18 protein-coding genes are annotated in these 19,071 nt (G+C 63.3%); 3 read left to right on the forward strand and 15 right to left on the reverse strand.

Annotated elements, in window-relative coordinates; translation table 11 throughout:
• Positions 1-7: 7 nt before the first annotated feature.
• From FJ527_RS19710 to FJ527_RS19745, 8 genes are all read right to left on the reverse strand, one after another.
• Positions 8-412, reverse strand: a complete 405-nt coding sequence (locus FJ527_RS19710; protein WP_015315682.1) for a Fur family transcriptional regulator — start codon at positions 410-412, stop codon at positions 8-10.
• A gap of 305 nt (positions 413-717) precedes the next feature.
• A complete protein-coding gene (mgrA, locus tag FJ527_RS19715; protein WP_140823904.1) occupies positions 718-1,767 on the reverse strand; it encodes an L-glyceraldehyde 3-phosphate reductase in 1,050 nt (349 codons plus the stop codon).
• A 133-nt stretch (positions 1,768-1,900) separates the two neighbouring features.
• Positions 1,901-3,058 (reverse strand): Gfo/Idh/MocA family oxidoreductase, encoded by a 1,158-nt coding sequence (locus tag FJ527_RS19720; RefSeq protein ID WP_140823905.1) that lies wholly within the window; start codon positions 3,056-3,058, stop codon positions 1,901-1,903.
• Positions 3,059-3,069: 11 nt separating this feature from the next.
• Complete coding sequence (locus FJ527_RS19725; protein ID WP_140787865.1) at positions 3,070-3,816, reverse strand: sugar phosphate isomerase/epimerase; 747 nt, start codon at positions 3,814-3,816, stop codon at positions 3,070-3,072.
• A gap of 54 nt (positions 3,817-3,870) precedes the next feature.
• Positions 3,871-4,968: an ABC transporter ATP-binding protein gene (locus FJ527_RS19730; RefSeq protein ID WP_140824008.1), complete on the reverse strand. Its 1,098-nt coding sequence runs from the start codon at positions 4,966-4,968 to the stop codon at positions 3,871-3,873.
• Between the two features lie 5 nt (positions 4,969-4,973).
• On the reverse strand, positions 4,974-5,909 hold the full coding sequence (locus FJ527_RS19735) for a carbohydrate ABC transporter permease (RefSeq protein ID WP_140823906.1): 936 nt from the start codon (positions 5,907-5,909) through the stop codon (positions 4,974-4,976).
• The gene (locus tag FJ527_RS19740; RefSeq protein WP_015315676.1) at positions 5,902-6,795 is read right to left on the reverse strand and encodes a sugar ABC transporter permease; all 894 of its coding nucleotides are present in this window, start codon (positions 6,793-6,795) and stop codon (positions 5,902-5,904) included. The genes FJ527_RS19735 and FJ527_RS19740 overlap by 8 nt, the downstream gene beginning before the upstream one ends.
• A gap of 97 nt (positions 6,796-6,892) precedes the next feature.
• Positions 6,893-8,131 carry an ABC transporter substrate-binding protein gene (locus tag FJ527_RS19745; RefSeq protein ID WP_015315675.1) on the reverse strand — a complete coding sequence of 413 codons (1,239 nt, stop codon included), beginning with the start codon at positions 8,129-8,131 and terminating at the stop codon, positions 6,893-6,895.
• A 402-nt stretch (positions 8,132-8,533) separates the two neighbouring features.
• Between FJ527_RS19745 and FJ527_RS19750 the strand changes: the two genes are divergently transcribed.
• The gene (locus tag FJ527_RS19750; protein WP_140823907.1) at positions 8,534-9,583 is read left to right on the forward strand and encodes a LacI family transcriptional regulator; all 1,050 of its coding nucleotides are present in this window, start codon (positions 8,534-8,536) and stop codon (positions 9,581-9,583) included.
• Here the strand turns inward: FJ527_RS19750 and FJ527_RS19755 are convergent.
• Positions 9,565-10,437 (reverse strand): NAD(P)H-dependent oxidoreductase, encoded by an 873-nt coding sequence (locus FJ527_RS19755; protein ID WP_140713178.1) that lies wholly within the window; start codon positions 10,435-10,437, stop codon positions 9,565-9,567. The genes FJ527_RS19750 and FJ527_RS19755 overlap by 19 nt on opposite strands.
• 95 nt (positions 10,438-10,532) lie before the next feature.
• On the opposite strand from FJ527_RS19755, the gene FJ527_RS19760 reads away from it, so the two are divergent.
• Positions 10,533-11,465, forward strand: a complete 933-nt coding sequence (locus FJ527_RS19760) for a LysR family transcriptional regulator (RefSeq protein ID WP_140823908.1) — start codon at positions 10,533-10,535, stop codon at positions 11,463-11,465.
• Positions 11,466-11,514: 49 nt separating this feature from the next.
• Here FJ527_RS19760 and gndA read toward each other — a convergent pair whose 3' ends face one another.
• The 6 genes from gndA to FJ527_RS19790 all read right to left on the reverse strand — a co-directional run bounded on the left by gndA (position 11,515) and on the right by FJ527_RS19790 (position 17,306).
• Positions 11,515-12,939, reverse strand: a complete 1,425-nt coding sequence (gene gndA, locus FJ527_RS19765; protein ID WP_140823909.1) for an NADP-dependent phosphogluconate dehydrogenase — start codon at positions 12,937-12,939, stop codon at positions 11,515-11,517.
• A gap of 115 nt (positions 12,940-13,054) precedes the next feature.
• The gene (locus FJ527_RS19770) at positions 13,055-14,689 is read right to left on the reverse strand and encodes a copper resistance CopC/CopD family protein (protein ID WP_140823910.1); all 1,635 of its coding nucleotides are present in this window, start codon (positions 14,687-14,689) and stop codon (positions 13,055-13,057) included.
• 51 nt (positions 14,690-14,740) lie between these two features.
• Entirely contained in the window at positions 14,741-15,259 is a 519-nt protein-coding gene (locus FJ527_RS19775) for a YcnI family protein (protein WP_140823911.1), read from the reverse strand.
• Positions 15,260-15,297: 38 nt separating this feature from the next.
• Complete coding sequence (locus FJ527_RS19780) at positions 15,298-15,840, reverse strand: copper chaperone PCu(A)C (protein WP_140823912.1); 543 nt, start codon at positions 15,838-15,840, stop codon at positions 15,298-15,300.
• A gap of 94 nt (positions 15,841-15,934) precedes the next feature.
• A complete protein-coding gene (locus FJ527_RS19785) occupies positions 15,935-16,288 on the reverse strand; it encodes a DUF2946 family protein (RefSeq protein ID WP_140823913.1) in 354 nt (117 codons plus the stop codon).
• Between the two features lie 115 nt (positions 16,289-16,403).
• Positions 16,404-17,306: a GntR family transcriptional regulator gene (locus tag FJ527_RS19790; RefSeq protein WP_140618928.1), complete on the reverse strand. Its 903-nt coding sequence runs from the start codon at positions 17,304-17,306 to the stop codon at positions 16,404-16,406.
• Between the two features lie 206 nt (positions 17,307-17,512).
• Between FJ527_RS19790 and FJ527_RS19795 the strand changes: the two genes are divergently transcribed.
• Positions 17,513-19,018 carry an altronate dehydratase family protein gene (locus FJ527_RS19795; protein ID WP_015315665.1) on the forward strand — a complete coding sequence of 502 codons (1,506 nt, stop codon included), beginning with the start codon at positions 17,513-17,515 and terminating at the stop codon, positions 19,016-19,018.
• Positions 19,019-19,071: the final 53 nt, after the last annotated feature.

Below are 19,071 nucleotides of genomic sequence, written 5' to 3' on the forward strand. Positions count from 1 at the left end.
AAGGCCCTCAGGCCGCTTGCGCCAAACATTTCGCGCAGGTCCCGCGAAATTCGATCACCGCCTTCTTGGCGGCGAAGCCGGTCGAGTTGACCCATTCGTTCAGCCGGTGGTCGACGTCGTGATCGGACATTTCGGTCACCTGCCCGCAAGTATCGCAGATGGCGAAGGCGGTCATCGAGTGGCTGTGGTCGTGCGGCTCGGCGCAGGCGACGAAGGAGTTGATGCTTTCCAGCCGGTGCACGAAGCCTGATTTCACCAGCGTGTCGAGCGCGCGATAGACCTGCAACGGGGCGCGAAAACCGCGCTCGCGAAGCTGATCGAGCAAGGTGTAGGCGCTGAGCGGCCCGCTGGCGATCTCGAGTTTCTCGAGCACGCACAACTGGTTTTTCGTCAGCACATCCCTTGCCGCCATGGTCCTGTTCCACTTGTCCTGCACCGTTGGCGGGCTGTCCGCGCGTGCAAACGGCCCGATCCCATTCAGATAGCGACGAACCGCCCTCTTTGCTACTCTTCTGTTGTTGTCCCGGGCCAATCGATGACGCGCGGGCACATTGGCAGAAATCTCGACGAGGGTAGTAGCCAAGGGTGTGCCAGGCACCATTGGCCTGCCGACCCACGCGGCGATCAACGCCGCCTCAGGGAGGCCGGCCACGCCCTGACTGGACTTCATCCGCGAAGGCCGGCGCGAGCAATTCCGCCAGCCTTTATTAGCCGGCTTCAGCTATTTCCCGGCGGGCCTTTGCGTTCGGCGGAAGCAGCCCACAGGTTGATATCGGACTCGCGCGCGTATGTATCGATTTCGGCCAGTTCGGCGTCGCTGAAGTCGAGCACCTTCAGCGCCCCGACGCAATCCTCGACCTGCTCGGGCCGGCTGGCGCCGATCAGCGCCGAAGTAACCCGGCCCCTGCGCAGTACCCAGGCCAAGGCCATCTGGGCCAGCGTCTGGCCGCGCTTGCCGGCGATCGCGTTGAGCGCCTTGATGTTGGCAATGGTGCGATCGTTGATGAAAGCTGTCTTGAGCGACTTGCCTTGGGAGGCCCGGCTGCCATCGGGAATGCCGCCGAGATATTTGTCGGTCAGCATGCCTTGCGCCAGCGGCGAGAACACGATGGAGCCGACGCCGAGCCCCTCGAGCGTGTCGAGCAGTCCGTCCTCCTCGACCCAGCGGTTCAGCATCGAATAGCTCGGCTGATGGATGACGCAGGGCGTACCGAGTTGCCTCAATATGTCGGCGGCCTCGCGGGTGCGCTGCGAATTGTAGGACGAGATGCCGGCGTAGAGCGCCTTGCCCGAACGCACCGCCTGGTCGAGCGCACCCATGGTTTCTTCGAGCGGCGTATCGGGATCGAAGCGGTGCGAGTAGAAGATGTCGACATAGTCGAGGCCCATTCGCTTCAGGCTCTGGTCGAGGCTCGCCAGCATGTATTTGCGCCCGCCCCATTCGCCGTAGGGGCCGGCCCACATTTCGTAGCCGGCCTTGGTCGAGATGATCAGTTCGTCGCGATAGGCGGCAAAATCAGTACGCAGTATCTCGCCGAAAGCCGTCTCGGCCGAGCCGGGCGGCGGCCCATAATTGTTGGCGAGGTCGAAATGGGTGATGCCAAGATCGAAGGCCTTTCGCACGATCGCCTGCTTGGTCCGATGCGGCGTGTCGTCGCCGAAATTGTGCCACAGCCCGAGCGAGATCGCCGGCAGCTTGAGGCCGGACCGACCGCAGCGGTTGTAGATCATTTTCTCGTAGCGGTTTTCAGCGGCGATATAGGGCATGGGGAAATCCTCGAATTTGAACGGACAGGCACCGTCATCGCAGAGGCGATGAGCATGCCCGGACCCCATCCTTTACCCCCTCCCCGGAGGAACGGGGAGAGGGGTAAGGCAAAATTATCGATAATCCATGCGACTACGTCTTCTTGGCCAGCAGCTCCTTGGCCTGCTTGACGCCAAGCGCGGCCGGACGCTCGCAAGTGGTCTGCATGGCGACGAACTTGCCGGTTTCGCCGGAGCGCAGGAGGCCGGTCATGACATCGACGGCATGCAGCGCGAGTTCCATCGAGCAGCGGTGCGGCCGCCCTTCGGCGATCGCCAGCGCCATGTCGGCCAGGCCCGCCGTGCGGTAATTGGCCATCATGCCTTGGCCATGCATCTCATTGGGAACGCCAAGCGGATGCTTCCATTTCGGCAGCTTCTTGACCGGCTTGCCTTCTTCGGTGAAGCGCACGTCGCCGCCGAAGAAGTTCGGATCCGGCACGAACACCGTCCCGCCCTCGCCATAGAGTTCCATCGGCGCGTGGCCGTGAGCCCACACATCCCAGCTGGTGTTCAGCGTCACCACGGCGCCGTTCTCGAATTCCAGCAGGCCATGGATCGTGGTCGGCGTGTTGACCGGGATTTTTTCGCCTGCGCGCGGCTTTGAGCTGATGGTCCGTTCCTTGGCGGGGGTCGTCGCGAAGGCCGCTACCTGCTTCACCGGCCCGATCAGCTGGATCAGATTGGTGATGTAGTACGGTCCGATGTCGAGCACTGGTCCCGCCCCGGGCTGGAAGAAGAAGTCGGGATTGGGGTGCCAATGCTCCATACCGTGGCCCATGACGTGGCAGGTGCCGCTGGTGATCTTGCCAAGCCTCCCCTCGTCGATCAGTTCGCGCACCAGCTGGTGCGCGCCGCCGAGGAACGTGTCCGGCGCCGAGCCGATGCGCAGCCCCCTCTTCTGCGCCCGCGCCTTGAGGTCCTGACCCTCCTTCAGCGACAGCACGAACGGCTTTTCGGAATAGACATGCTTGCCGGCATCGAGCACCTGCTTCGAGACCTCGTAATGCACGGCCGGAATGGTCAGGTTGACGATGATGTCAATATCGTCGGCCTTGAGCAGATCCTCGACGGTCTCGGCGCGCAGCTTGAATTCCTTCGCCCGCGCCCTGGCCGCGTCCATGTTGATGTCGGCGCAGGCGCGCATCTCGATGCCGCGAAACAACGGCGCCAGCGAAAAATACGCCTTCGAGATGTTGCCGCAGCCGATGACGCCAACACCCAATTTCCCAGTACCCAGCTTCTTTGCCATGGTGGTTGTTCCTAGTAGCTCTTGACGGTTGCGATCGAGCGGCGGGCGAAGCGCTCGATGTCGTTGGGATTGTCCTGTTCCATGACAAAGTATTTCGCCGCGCTCTTGGCCCGCAGCACCTTGATCAGGCCGGCCCAATCGATCGTGCCGTGGCCGACATCCGACCAGCCATCCTCATCCAGCCCCTCGCCCGCCTTCGCCATGTCCTTGACATGGACGGCGACGATGCGCTGGCCCTGCTTTTCGATCCAGGGCAGCGGGTCGGAGCCGCCGCGCACTACCCAGGCGACGTCCATTTCCCAGCCTATATTGGGCGCGGACGACAGGATATGGTCCTGCGGCACCGAGCCGTCGGCGAGTGTCTTGAACTCGAAATCATGGTTGTGCCAGGCGAAGCCATAGCCGGCCTTCGACGCGACCTCGCCGACCTTGGCCAGGCGCTCGCCGAAGGCGCGCCAGCCGGCGGCGTCGGATGGCCTGTCCTCGGCCATCAGATAGGGACAGATCAAAAGCTTGACGCCGAGCGTTTCGGCGATCCGGCGCACACCGTCGAAATCATTCTCCAGCGCATCGATGGAAAAATGCCCGGTCGGCATGGCAAGGCCGTTCTTGTCGAGCTCGGCGCGGAAGGCCTTGGGATCGTCATAGACGCCGCCGAACCCTTCGACCTCGGCGTAGCCGAGCTCGCCGAGCATTTCGAGCACATCGGTCCAGGGCAAGAAATTGCGGGCGCTGTAAAGTTGGAATGACCAGTTCATCATCTCTGTCCGTTCTGCTTGGGATTGTCCTTGGGAGGATGGTTTTCTTGGGAGCTACATGCGGTTGCCGGATGGGGTTTCGAACAGCGAGGCGCGGGCAGGATCAAAGCCGATCCTGATCGGGTCGCCATTGCGCAGCGTTTTTTCCGCCTCGACACGGAAGGAAAAAATGCGGCCGCCGAGCTTCGTCCACACCAGCGTATCGGAGCCCATCGGCTCGACGATCTCGACGGCGGCATCGGTGGCGAAGGGCATGGAATTCGCGGCCTCGCCAAAGGCAACGTGCTCGGGGCGAACCCCGAACACGCAAGGCCCGCTTTTGTTGCCGGTGCCGTCGAAGCCATAGCGCTCGAGCGGTATGGTCAAATCCCCGGTCTTGAACACCGCCGTCGTGCCGGTCTCCAGCTGCCCCTCGACGAAATTCATCGCAGGCGAACCGAGGAAGCCGGCGACAAACCGGTTGACCGGGCGGTTGTAGATGGTCTGCGGCGCGTCGAGCTGCTGGATGACGCCGCCCTTCATCACCGCGATGCGGTCGGCCAGCGTCATTGCCTCGATCTGGTCGTGGGTGACATAGATCATCGTGTTCTGCAGCTTGCGGTGCAGAAGCTTGATCTCGACACGCAGCTCCGAACGCAGCTTGGCATCGAGATTGGACAGCGGTTCGTCGAACAGGAAGACGTCGACATCGCGCACCAGCGCCCGTCCGATCGCCACGCGCTGGCGCTGGCCGCCGGAAAGGGCCGCCGGCTTGCGCTGCAGCAACGGCTCGATCTGCAGGATCTCGGCGGCGCGCGCGATGCGCCTGGCGATCTCGTCCTTGGCGATGCCGGCGACACGCAGCCCGAAGGACAGGTTCTTCTCCACCGTCATTTGCGGATAGAGCGCATAGGACTGGAAGACCATGCCGATGCCGCGGTCCTTGGGCTCTTCCCAGGTGACGTTCTTGCCCTTGATGAAGATGCGGCCTTCCGAAATGTCGAGCAGACCGGCGATGCAGTTGAGCAAGGTCGACTTGCCGCAGCCGGAAGGCCCGAGCAGCACGATGAACTCGCCTTCGGCGACATCGAGATTGAGCGTCTGCAGCACCGAGACCGCGCCGAAGTTCAGCGACAGGTCCTGGATCGAAACGCTGGTGCCGTTCGCCGCCATCGCCATCACCCTTTCACCGCGCCGGCGGCGATGCCGCGCACGAACAATTTGCCGGAAATGAAATAGACGATCAGCGGCACCAACCCGGTCAGGATGGTGGCGGCCATGTTGACGTTGTATTCCTTCACGCCTTGCACCGAATTGACGATGTTGTTGAGCTGCACCGTCATCGGATATGTGTCGGGACGGGTGTAGACGACGCCGAACAGGAAGTCGTTCCAGATGCCGGTCACCTGCAGGATGATGGCGACGACGAAGATCGGCAGTGACATCGGCAGCATGATGCGCAGGTAGATGCCCCAGAAGCCGGCGCCATCGACGCGCGCCGCCCGGAACAGTTCCTCCGGCATGGAGGTGAAATAATTGCGGAACAGAAGCGTCAGGATCGGCATGCCGAAAATGGAATGCACGATCACCAGGCCGGTAAGGCTGCCATAGAGGCCGATCTCGCGCAGGATGATGACGATGGGATAGATCATCACCTGATAGGGAATGAAGGCGCCGACGATCAGGATGACGAAGAAGGTGTCGGCGCCCTTGAAGCGCCAGTTGGCCAGCGCGTAGCCGTTCACCGAGGCGATTGCGATCGACAGGATCACCGAGGGAACGGTGATGCGCACCGAATTCCAGAACCCGCGCGAGAGCCCGTCGCAATTGAGGCCGGTGCAGGCCTGCGACCACGCCTTGACCCAGGGCTCGAAGGTGATCTCGAGCGGCGGCGAGAAAATGTTGCCGAGGCGGATCTCCGGCATGCCCTTCAGCGAGGTGACGACCATCACATAGAGCGGCAGAAGATAGTAGAGCGCCACCACGATGAGCGTGCCGTACAGGAAAATGTTACGGCGCGAGAACATGTGCCGCGGCTTTGGTCCGCTCGGGCCGGAGGCGTCAGCCCGGAGGTTTAACGACGTGGCGGACACGGAGACGGCATGATCAGACACGCTTGCGGCCTCCGAATTCAAGATAGGCCCACGGCACGATGACGATCATCACCGACAGCAGCATCATGGTCGAGGCGGCAAAGCCCTGGCCGAGATTCTGGGCGAAGAACATGTAGTCGTAGACGTATTTGGCCGGCACTTCGGAGGCGATGCCCGGCCCGCCGCTGGTCTGCGCGACGACGAGGTCATAGACCTTGACGATGCCGGACGCGATGATCACCAGCGTGGTGATGAACACCGGCCGCATCATCGGGATGATGATGAACAGATAAGTCTTCCACATGGGAATCCCGTCCACCCGTGCGGCCTTCCAGATGTCCTCGTCGATGCCGCGCAGGCCCGCCAGCATCAGGCACATGATCAGCCCCGTGCCTTGCCAAAGCGCCGCGATCGATATGCCGTAGATGACGATGCTGGAATTGTAGAGCGGATTGAAATCGAAGCTGGTCCAGCCAAGGCTTCGTACCACGCCCTGGACGCCGAAATCCGGATTGAGCAGCCATTGCCAGACAAGGCCGGTGACGATGAAGGAGAGCGCGAAGGGGTAGAGGAAGATGGTGCGGAACGTGTCCTCGAAACGGATCTTCTGGTCGAGCAGGGCCGCCAGCAGAAAACCGATCACCAGCGAGAACACCAGTGAGATCACACCGTAGATCAAGAGGTTCTCGATCGAAATCAGCCAGCGCGGCGTCGCCCACAGCCGGTAATACTGGTCGAGCCCGACGAAATTCAGCCGCGGCAGCAGCTTCGAATTGGTGAAGGAATAGAGCACCGTCCACGCGGTGCCGCCGACAAAGACCACCATTGCGGTGAGGATCATCGGGATCGAAGCGACCTTCGCATTGAGATTGCGGAAGAGTTGGCTCGGGCGTTCGCTCTTGCTCATCGGTACAGCCGTGCTGGATCGGATAAGGGCGGAAAGTCAGCACGCCTTGGCTCCCGGCCCTGTCTGGCAAGGTCGGGAGCGGGCGGCTCGTCGGTCGTCAATCAGCCGAAGCGATGATGTCGGCGAAGCGCTTCTGCGCCTCTTCGAGGCTCATGTCGGGCTTGGCGAAGAACTCCGAGAACAGGTCCTCCTTCTGCTTCTGGCTGTCCTGCGAGAGCAGCTGGTCCGTCCATGGGATGACCGCGCCCTTGGCCAGGATAGCGAGGCCTTTCTTCATGCAATCGTTGGCCGCGTTGAGATCGACGTCGCCGCGCACCGGCAGCGAGCCCTTCTTGAGGTTGAAGGCGACCTGGGTCTTGGGATCGAGCAGCGTCTCGGCCAGCACCTCCTGCGCCTTGGCCTTGTCAGCGTCCTTGAGCAGCGGAAAATAGAAGGCGTCGCCCCCTGTAGCGATGACCTCGTTCAGGCCGAGGCCGGGAAGGCAGGTGTAATCCTTGCCGGCGGTCTTGCCGGCGACCTGGAACTCGCCCTGTGCCCAGTCACCCATGATCTGGCCGCCGGCCTTGCCGGTGATGACCATGTTGGTGGCCTGGTTCCAGTCCTGCACATTCGTGTTCTTGGCCATCTTGCGCGCATCGTCGGCCGCTTTGAACACCTTGGCGACTTCAGGACCGGCTGCGAACTTGGCGTCCTTGTCCTTGTAGACCTTGAGGAAGGTGTCGGTTCCGCCGACCGCCGCAAGCAGCACGTCGAAGGCGCCCGATGCCTGCCAGGCCTGCCCACCGACCGCGAGCGGCACGATGCCTGCCTTCTCCAGCGCCGGAGCGGCGGCCACATACTCGTTCCAGTTCTTCGGCACCGGCACGCCGGCCTTCTCGAACGCCGCGTTCGACAGCCACAGCCACTGCCAGGAATGGATGTTGACCGGCACGCAATAGATCTTGCCGTCGATGGTGCAAGAGTCGAGCAGGCTCTTGGGCCGTACCACTTCCGTCCACTTGCCCTTGGTGGCGACATCGGTGAGATCGCGCATCAGGCCAGCCTGAACCAGCTCTTCCGCTTGCCTGCCGTGATTGAACTGCGTGGCCCCCATCGGATCGCCGCCGGTGATGCGGCTGATCATGATCGGCCGCGCCGTGCCGCCGGATCCGGCGATGGCGCCGTCGACCCAGTGATTGCCGGTGGCGTCGAATGCCTTGGCGAGTTCGGCGACCGCCGCCGCCTCGCCGCCGGAGGTCCACCAATGGGTGACTTCCAGATCGGTCGCGGCCGCCGGCCCGGCAAAGTTGAGAGCAACCGTCGCGGCAAAGGCAGCGGTCAGGAATTTGTATCGCATTTCGGCTTCCTCCCAGAAATCTGAAACGTTACAGATTTTCGATACGGCAATTGAAGACCATACGCAACCCCTTCCGACAGAATGTCACTTTGACATTTTTCGAGCTGCGAACAAAATCATCTCGCTGCCGCGGCATTGTGCGACGCAATATGCAAAACTGCACCGCTCTCTATGTAAGAGCAGCAAGAAACTTGCCAAGAGCACGCTTCCCTCTGAATCCCAACGTTTTTTCGGCCTGCGGTTGACGGCGTCTTTTTGCGTCCGCCCGCGCCCGTTTACACCGATCGTGACAAGCTGTAACGTTTCAGTATACTACTTCCACTGCAGGTGACGCGCCATGGGGAGCGGCCGCAACATTGCCGGGCTGCCCGGCGGCTGCTATGCGCCTGATGGGCGGGACGGATGAACAGACAGCGCACGGCCAAGGATGACGAGGCGACGGCACAGGAGCGGCCGACGCTGAAGACGCTTGCCTTCATGACCGGGCTCGGCGTCACCACCGTCTCGCGGGCCTTGAAGGACGCGCCCGAGATCGGCGCCGAGACCAGGCGCCGAGTCCAGCTCGTGGCCAAGCAGATCGGCTATCGGCCGAATCGCGCCGGCGTGCGCCTCAGGACCGGCAAGACCAATGTCATCAGCCTCGTGCTCAACACTGAGCACGAACTCATGAGCTTTGTCTCCGACATCATCTATGGCGTCACGGAAGTCATCGCCGACACGCCCTACCACCTGATCGTCACGCCCTATTCGCGCTCGCAGGATCCGCTGGATCCGGTGCGCTATCTCGTGGAGACCGGCTCCGCCGACGGCGTCATCATTTCACGCACGCAGCCGAACGACCCCCGCGCCCGCTACATGCTGGAGCGCGGCATTCCCTTCGCGACCCACGGCCGCACCGATATGGGGCTCGTGCATCCCTATCATGATTTCGACAACTACGCCTTCGCGGCCGAGGCGGTGCGCCATCTCGCCGGCCTAGGCCGCCGCCGGCTCGCTTTGGTGACGCCGCCGGTGGGTTTGAGCTACTACCGCCACACGGTCGACGGCTTTGCCGATGCGCTGAGCGAAGTCGGCGCCAGCGAGGTGCCGTTCAACACCGTTTCGATCGACCATTCGATCGAACAGATCAGGACGAGGACCGCGCAGCTGATGCGGCGCGACATCAGGCCGGACGGCATCGTCAGCAGCGCCGCCGCCGCGACCCTCGCCATCGTCGCCGGCATCGAGGACGCCGGCCTCAAGCTCGGCCGCGACGTAGACGTGGTGTCGAAGCAGTCGTCGGAACTGCTGCATCTGTTCAGGCATGAATTGCTGGTCGTCAACGAAGACTTCCGCCTGGCCGGGTCCGAACTCGCCCGCTCGGTGCTCGGCTGGATCGGCGGCGCCGCGCCCGGCTCGCTGCAGAGCCTGAGCGAACCGAAGGGCGTCGTGGCCTATCGGCGCTCTGACTGAGCGTCTGCCCGGATCTGATCGGGCAAGTCCACATGCATCCCGTCAAACCAGGAACCGTTCTGGTCGGTAGCCCCGCGGTTCACATGAAGTCCGAAGCCGGTTGCTCCCGGATCGGCTAGTTCGGCACGAAGCCGCATGCTCGGGATCAGATAATCGCCACCATTCTGCCGCCGGTAGGGAATGGGCGCAGTGGTCGCCAGTGTCCGCATCCGTTCGCGCAGGCGCTCGGCGACAAGCTCGAAGCCAGCTGCATCGAGACGGTCCGCGCTGTAGATCACGAACGGCGGAAGCACGTCGTACCCCGGATAATAGAGAATTCCGTGATTGATCGGGAACAGCAGGTCGTCGATCGGTCCGTTGACGCCGCGCGGGGAATAATGATCCTCCCAACCGCCGGCTGTCACAATCAGCATCGCTCGCTTGCCCGCGAGTGTGCCCTCGCCGTACCGGTCACCCCATCGCTTGTCGCTATGTTCGCCGACGCCATAGGCAAAGCCGTAGGCGAAGACCCGATCGACCCAGCCTTTCAAAATCGCCGGCATGGTGAACCACCACAGCGGAAACTGCAGGATCAGCGCATCGGCCCAAAGCAGCTTCTCGATCTCGGTCTTGACGTCTCCGGTCAGCGCATTGGATTCGTATGCTTGTTTGGAGGCAGCCACCGGCACCAGCCGCGCGCCTGGCGAAAGCTCGGGGAAGTCAGCACGGTCGACCTCCGATTTCCAACCGTCCGCATAGAGGTCGGACACCCGAACCTCGTGGCCTTGAGCTGTGAGTTCCTTGACGGCGACGTCACGCAGCGTGCCGTTGAGCGACCGTGGCTCGGGATGGGCAAAGACAAGTAGGACTTTCATGATTCGTCGATCCTCTGTTGGAAACATTGACCCTGAGATAGCCAACAGCCGCATCATCCGCTACATGTCGAGAATGCATAATATTCTGCCGATTAATGGATAAATCAGCTGTCACGCTCGAGCGCATGCGCACCTTCGTGCGCGTTGCTGAACGAGGCAGTCTGTCGGCGGTCGCGCGTGAACTCAGGATCGGCCAGTCGACAGTCACGCGCCATTTGAGGGAACTGGAGGAGGCCGTCGGCGTCGCCCTGCTCAGCAGGACCACCCGGCGTGTCACGATGACCGATGAGGGCAGCCGCTATTATGCAGACAGCGTGCAGATCCTGCGCCTTGTCGAACAGGCGGGCGACGAGGTTCGCGGCACGCGCGCGGCGCCCGCGGGCACGATCCGGCTCTCCTGCACCGCCGCCATTGGGGTGCTGCATGTCAGCCGGCTTATCTTCGCGTTTCAGGACCGCTATCGCGACATCGGCGTCGATCTCAGCCTCACCGACGAACGCATCGACCTCGTCATGGAAGGCGTCGACATCGCGCTTCGTCTCGGCCCGCTCACCGACAGTTCCATGAAATTGCGAGCGCTCGGCCAATCCCGGCGACTGCTCGTGGGGGCGCCCGACTATCTCGCTGAACGCGGCAGGCCTGAAGGTCCCGGGGACCTGGCCGATCACGAAGGTATCCGGATGTCAAACGTTGCCGGCAGCGACACCCTTGTGCTGCAAGGACCAGACGGCAACCGCCATACAGTGCCGTTTGCAGGGCGCCTCCGGGTCGACCACGGGCTTGCCGCACGCGAAGCCCTGCTCGCCGGGCGCGGCATTGCGCCCGCCCACCAATGGCTTGTCGGCGATCTCCTGGCGTCCGGCCGGCTTGAAGCGATTCTGCCGGACTATGCGCTGCCTTCGGTTCCGCTCAGCATGCTGATCGTCCCCGAACGGGCGAGCATCGCCCGGGTCCGGCTGCTGGTCGATTTTCTTGCCCAACAGGTCGGCGGCATCCCCGGAATCGAGAAGCCACATGTGGAGCGGTGAGTATTCCGGCACGGCAGCCAAGCTAAGCCGGATGTCTTCATAGCGTGATCTAGCCAGCCGCGCCGCTGCCCCACGGTCCGTGGAACGCGCCCTGCTCGCCGATGCGCTCGAAACCATGCGCCCCGAAGAAGTCGCGCTGCGCCTGGATCAGGTTCGAGGTGCCGCGGCCCTGGCGGTAGCTGTCGAAATAGGCAAGAGCCGAAGACAGTGCAGGCACCGGCGCGCCGGCTTCGGAAGCCCTCGCCACGACGCGCCGCAGCGACGGATGCGCCTCCTGCATCAGGCTGATGAAGGCAGGCGCCATCAACAGGTTGGTGGAAGCGCCACCACTGAAAGCCTCGGCCATCGTGTCGAGCATCTGCGAGCGGATGATGCAGCCGGCGCGCCAGATCTTGGCGATGGTCGGCATCGGCAGGTTCCAGTTGAACTCCTTCGAAGCGCCGCTCATCACCGCGAAGCCCTGCGCGTAGGCGGCGATCTTGCCGGCGAACAGCGCCAGTTCGAGGTCTTTCAGCAGCGCGTCCTTGTCGCCGGAAATCCTGGTCACGCCGATATTGCCATAGGCCTTTTCCGCCGCCTGCCGCTCGTCCTTGATCGACGACAGCACGCGCGCCGCCACCGCCGCTTCGATCGCGGTTGCCGGAATGCCGAGCTGCTGCGCCTCGATGACGGACCATTTGCCAGTGCCCTTCTGGCCGGCGCGGTCGAGGATGATGTCTACCACCGGCTTGCCGGTCTTCGGATCGTCGGCGGCGAGCACCTTGGCGGTGATCTCGATCAGGTAGGAATTGAGCCGGCCCTTGTTCCAGTTGGAAAATACCGTGGCGATCTCCTTCGGCCCCATGCCCAGGCCGTCACGCAGGATGCCGTAGATTTCGGCGATCATCTGCATGTCGGCATATTCGATGCCATTATGGATGGTCTTGACGAAATGCCCGGCGCCGTCGGTGCCGAGCCATGCGGCGCAAGGTTCCTCCTTGAACTTGGCGGAGATCGCGGTCAGCACCTTCTCGACGCGCTTCCAGGAGTCTTCCATGCCGCCGGCCATGATCGAGGGTCCGTGGCGCGCGCCCTCCTCGCCGCCGGAGACACCCATGCCGATGAAGGTCAAACCCGAGCCAGAGAGCTCGGAGAAGCGCCGCATCGTATCGCGGAAATTGGCATTGCCGGCATCGATGACGATATCGTTGTCGGACAGCACGCCACGCAACGCTTCGATCTGCTCATCGACCGGCTCGCCGGCCAGCACCATGATGATGATCGGGCGCGGCGGCCGGATCGCGGCGGCAAGTTCCTCCAGGCTGTAGCAGGGGACGACCATGTCCCTGAGCGCACCGGAATTCTCGACGAAAGCGTCGGTGCGTGCCCTTGTGCGGTTGAAGACGGCGATGCGGTGCCCGTGCTCGGCGATGTTCAGCGCCAGGTTGGAGCCCATAGTGCCAAGGCCGATCAGGCCAATTTCGGCTTTTTCCATCGTTTCTTCCCTGCTTTCGGATCTGGCGTTTTGGAGCTTGCGCTCATTGTTGCTTGAATGATTGACGGCCCTTCAGGCCCGCGTCAACCGCCTCGCCCAATTGTGTAGCTGGACGTTACGGTCTGATGTCGACCGGCGCCTCGATCTTCACCATCTCGAAGTCCGAAACCAGGATGTCTATGCGCACCATCCAGCGGCCGGGTACCGGGATGATGAGGTTGTCGACACGCCAGCTGCCGTCGCCGGGCCTGGTCGCCGCGCGCTTCAGCGGTTCGATGCCGGAATCGGGCTTCGACAGCACCAGCGTCACCTCCTTGGCGTCGAGCGGTCCGAAATCGCCGGTCATGATGATCATCGAGGCTACCACCGGCCCCGCATGGCCTGGCGTGATGCTGAGATCGGCCATCGCCTGCAGCGCGTGGATGTGGACCGAAACCGGCTGCGCCGCCGCGATCGCCAGTGCTCGTGGCGGCGGCGTGAAGCGCCAGCTCGCGGCGACCCCGAAGATCGCCAGCACGATCAGCACTTCGACGCCGACCGAGCGGGTGAGCCTGCGTTGCACCTCGGTCGCTCCCGCCTCGGCCGAAGCGGTGAGCTTCCAGCGATTGACGGCGGCAAGGGTGAACAGGAAGACCAGCAGCGCGAGCTTGACCAGCAGCAGCCGGCCATAGGCTGTGTCGACCAGCGCCGAGGGTATCTGCACCTGGATCACGGCCAGCACTATGCCTGCCGCGGCAAGCAAGGCCACCACAGGCAGGATTGCCCATGAGAAGTGGTGCAGGAATTCGACGGCGCCCGCCGCTTGACGCTTCAGCGCGAGACCGAGCGGCACCAAAGCGCCGGCCCAGAAAGCGATGCCGACGCCATGCACGAAGACCAGCGGCCGTGTCAGCCATTGCGGCTCGGCCGCACTGGCATGGCCGCTGGCGGCGAGTGCGACGCCGACGCCAGCCAGTCCGGCAAGGGCAAGCGGCCTGGCGGCCGCGCGCGGTCCGGCCAGCGACAGCAGGCCAAGTCCCAAGGCGACCAGGGCGATCAGCACCGTCCAGCCGAAGCTGGTGCCGAGCCCGGTGCGCCAGATCACCGGCTGCGCCAGATGGGAGAGCGGCGCCCCCAGCGCATCGAGACCCTGAAAGCCCAGCGACAAGGGTGCCGCCACCAGCCCGCACAAGATCGCGGCCGCGACAAAGCGCTGGCCGGCACGGCCAGCCCCGGCCAGCCAGGCAAAGGCGAACGCGCCGCCAATGCCGAGGAAAAGGCCTATGTAGAGAAAAACTTTGCCGATCCAGATCGCCGACCGCAGTGGCCAGTCAATCGCCTCGGAGACGGCCGGCGGCTCGCTTGGCGCGCCGATGGAAAACAGCAGCGAGCCGCCGACCGGATGGCCGTCGGCGGAAATGACACGCCAGCTCAGCACATGCGTGCCGGATTTGAGCGCCCGCGGATTGTCGATCTCGACCGTCTGGTCGCTGAGACGGAAGTCGGTCAGCGGAACCGGGGTGCCGTCGGGCATCACCAACGTCAGCACCAGCGGCGAGACCGGCTCGCTGAAGGTCAGCGAGAACCGCGCCGGGGCCTGCGCCAGCACCGCACCGTCGGCCGGATCGGTCTTGATCAGCGCCGCATGGGCAAGGGCCTGGCTTGTCGAGGCCATGACGATGAGCGCCATGGCCGCGGCGAGCAGCCCGCCGGCAATCCAGCCGACGAGCTTGCTGTTCGTATCGACCATCCAGGAAGGTATTGCGATCATGCCGTGCCATGGGATGCGGCGCTCCGACAGGCAGAGCGCCAGGGAGAAAAGCTATTTCTTCGGCGTGAGCTTGATGCCGGGCGCCGGGTTCTCCAGCGCGTCCTCATCCTGTCCGGCCGCCGGAATCTCGATCCAGCGGGCCGCGGCATCGCCGCATTCCTCCACCACCGGGAAGTACAGCTTCTGGCCGACGGGCAGGTCGGCCGTCAGCGTCGCGCGGAAGACGAACTCGTCGTAGAATTCATCCGGCAAATTGCCGCCGCTCCAGTCGATTTCCTTGACCCCATCGGCAACCGCCTGACCATAGAGCTGGTAGGATTTTTCATATTTGCCCTTCTTGGCCTGCAGCGTCCAGCCTGGCTTCGGCATCGGCTTCACCGCGATCACCCCTTCCGGGATCTGCACGCGCACGGCCGTCGTCGCCTTGCCGTCGCAGCCATGCGGCACGCGCAGCACAGCCTTGTAGGTCGAGCCGACTGCCGCCTCCTGGGTCTCCAGCGTGATGTGCGCGAAGGCGGCATTTGTCCCCAGCACGAGAAACGCGCCGGCCGCCAAAAGATATTTGTTCATGATGGTCCCTCTGATTTCAAAATTGGTGATCGGCGCGATCAATTGGCGTGGTCGTCCATGCCGCCCATTTCGCCCATGCCTTCGACGGCGAACTCGATATTGACCGTGCCGGCCTTCTCGAAGGTCAGTGTGGCGGCGAATTTTTCACCCTGCTTGGGTTGCCGCTTCAGGCCGATGAACATCAGGTGGTAGCCTCCCGGCGCCAGCGCCACCTTGCCGCCTGCCGGGACTTCCAGGCCACCATCCACCGGCCGCATGGTCATGACGCCGTCCTTGACGCCCATTTGATGCAGCTCGGCCTTTTCCGAGACGTCGGAGGAAATCGACAGCAGCCGGTCTGGTGTACTGCCCTTGTTGACGATGGTGAAATAGCCGCCGGCCACCTTGGCGCCGGCCGGCGTGGCGCGCGACCAGGGATGTTCGATTTCGAGATCGCCGACCTTGAATTCATGCGCCAGGACGGCCTGGGCGCCCAGGAAGACAAGCGCGAGGGCCAACGCGGCAATGCCGAAATCGGCTTTGAAGCGGGACAGGGTGCGGCCGAACACAGTGCCCGCCGATATACGGAAAGAATGGGACATGGTTGCTCCACGACGTGATGATCGCGCCGTCGCCGGTCGCGAATGCTTGATCTTGGATGAGTACGCTCGCGAAAGGTTCCGCAAGCAAGCAGGCTCAAGCCGCCAGTGGCGGCGCGCGCGGGTTCGATGGGGAACGTTCGCGGGCGAAGTCGAGATGCGTGGTCGCCGGGAAGACGAAGGCGACGGCGAAGGAAAGGGACGCAAGTGCAAGCCCGGCATCGGCCGGCGGCGCATAGGCCGGCGAAAACATGCTGCAGCCGAGTGTGCAGCAGGCCGGCGGATGGGACGGGTGCTGGTCGCCGCCGGGAAGCTGTGTGGCGCCATCGTGGGTACAGATGACGTTGCCGAAGGCATCGAGCTGCGCGGTATCAGGCCCGATGCTGAAGGCGAACGCACCAAGTGTCGACTGGAGCAACAGCAGACAGGCCGCGACAAGCGCGACCGGCATGCTCCAGCGTCTCTCCCGGCGGTTCACCATTTGCCTCTTCAAATCGATGACTATCCCTACCACGGCAGCCAGAGGTCGAAAATCGTCAATTCCATGCTGCGGCAACACGGCAGGATCAGTTCTTTTGGGATGGCCGGCTTTCCGGGATGGAGGTCAGCAATGTCTGGCGGGCCGACTTCAGGTGCTTGCGGCAGGCGGCATCGACCTTGCCGAGATCGCGCGACTTGAGCGCCTCGATATAGGCAAGATGCTCGCCGATCGCGACTTCGTTGCGCTCGCGTTCCTGTGCCTTGTTCCACTGGTAGTGGTAGTGGAAGATCATGGCGATGACGTCGTAGAAATCGACGATGAAGCGGTTGCGTGAGGCGCGATGAATGAGCCGGTGCAAGCGCTCGTCCAGCTCCGAGAACTCATTGAAACGCGTCGCGATCTCGCGTGCCAGAACGCGGTGTTCCCCTTCCAGCCGATCGAGATCGCCCCATACCGGACTGTCCTGCGGCAGCGCCGTGAAGGCGGCGGCCGAGCGCAATTCGAACATTTCGCGGATCTCGGTCAGTTCCAGCGCGAAGGCCCGCGTGAAGCCTTTCAGCACCCAATGGCTGTTGCGGCGTTTTTCGATCAGGCCGAAGCGGGAGAAGCGGATCAGGAACTCGCGTACGCTGGTGGTGCCGACGCCGATCTCGCGCGCTAGTTCGAGCTCGTTGATCTGCATGCCGGCCTCGGCGCCGCCGGCCAGCAGCCTGCGCATGAACGACCGTTCGATGATCTCGGCCAGCGTGTCGGTCTCTTCCTCGGGAAAGAAATCATCCGCACGTGGATCGCGCAGCACCGTCTTGGCGCGCTTGTTCCAGGCGATCAACCCGGTTTCTTCCATGCGCGCCAGGATGCTGCGCACGGTCGTGCGGCTGACTCCCAGCAAGGCGCCAAGTTCCGGTTCCGAGGGCAGGCTGCGCGTCTCATCGAGCAGCCTCAGACAACGGTTATAGGCGTCCTTGTAGACGTTGTTGCTCTTCGACATCCCCTGACCCGTTGCACGCCAGCGCTTGCGGCGGCCGGCTTGAAGCGCAATATGACGTTCCATCGTCTGCAGCGCCACCACTTACCCAGGGCGGAACCGCCGTGAAAAAACAATTGACGCAAAACTGTTTTTTCACGATAAAAGACATTAACTCTTAACAGGCGCGTGTCAATCCGCGCATCCCAGGATCACCCAGGAAACCGCCCGTGAACGTCTCGAATACCATTCTTCTGTCCCCCGCCGACAATGTCGCCGTTGCCAATGGGCGCATCGAGATCGGCACCGCGCTGCCGGGTGGCGCGCTCGCTGCCACCGTCATCGAGCCCGGCCACAAGGTGGCGATCAAGCCGATTGCCGCGGGTGAAGCCGTGGTCAAATACGCTCAGGCGATCGGTCGCGCCACGCAGGACATCGCGCCGGGCGAGCATGTCCATTCGCACAATCTGGTCTTCGAGGCCGGCCGCCTCCCCGTGGTGCCGCCAAGCGAGGCCGAGCATGCGACGGAAGCGGACCGCGCCCGGACATTCATGGGCTATCGCCGCGCCGACGGCCGCGCCGGCACGCGCAACTTCATCGGCATCATCGCCAGCGTCAATTGCTCGGCCACCGTCTGCCATTCGATCGCCGACACCGCCAACCGGACCCTTTTGCCGAAATATCCCGGGATCGATGGCTTCGTGCCCATCGTCCATGGCCAGGGTTGCGGTATGAGCGGCACCGGCGACGGCATGATGGTGCTGCACCGCACGCTTGCGGGCTATGCCCGCCACCCGAATTTCGGCGGCGTACTGATGGTCGGGCTCGGCTGCGAGGTCAACCAGCTCACGCTTTACGGCCAGAAGGGTGCCGCCGCCGGCAAGCGCCACTTCAACATCCAGGATGCCGGCGGGTCGCGCAAATCGGTCGAAAAGGCGATGGGCGTGCTGGCCGAGATCGCCGAGGAAGTCGGTCAGTTGAAGCGCGAGCCGATCCCCGTCAGCGAGATCGTCGTCGGCCTGCAATGCGGCGGCTCCGATGGCATGTCGGGTATCACGGCCAATCCGGCGCTGGGTGCGGCCGTCGACATCCTCGCTGGCGTCGGCGGCATCGGCATCCTCTCCGAAACGACGGAAATCTATGGCGCCGAGCACCTGCTCGCCTATCGCGCCGCAAGCCCCGAGGTCGCCAAGAAGCTCGATGGCTACGTGAAATGGTGGGAGGATCACGTCGCCAAGCATGGCGCCTCGATCGACAACAATCCGTCGCCTGGCAACAAGCGCGGCGGCCTAACCACCATCCTGGAAAAGTCGCTGGGCGCGGTCGCCAAGGGCGGCCAGACGCCGCTCAACGGCGTCTTCGGCTACGCCGAGAAAGTCACCGGCAATGGGCTGGTGTTCATGGATACGCCCGGCTACGACCCGGTCTCTGCCACCGGTCAGGTCGCGGGCGGCGCCAATGTCATCGTCTTCACCACCGGCCGCGGCTCCTGCTTCGGCTGCCGGCCGACACCCTCGATCAAGGTCGCCACCAACTCGACCATGTATCACCAGATGGAAGAGGACATGGACGTCAATTGCGGCGTCATTGCCTCCGGCGAAAAGACCATTGCCGGCATGGGCCGGGAGATCTTCGAACTGATCGTCGAGACGGCTTCGGGCCGCAAGACCAAGAGCGAGGATTTTGGCTACGGGGACAACGAATTCGTGCCCTGGCATCTCGGCGCGACGCTCTGATTTCGATTGATGTCTGATAGACTGCCCGGCCGGACAAGTGGCCGGGATAGGGA

Origin of the sequence: Mesorhizobium sp. B2-4-18 (genome assembly GCF_006441385.1) — a bacterium.
Taxonomy (GTDB): domain Bacteria; phylum Pseudomonadota; class Alphaproteobacteria; order Rhizobiales; family Rhizobiaceae; genus Mesorhizobium; species Mesorhizobium australicum.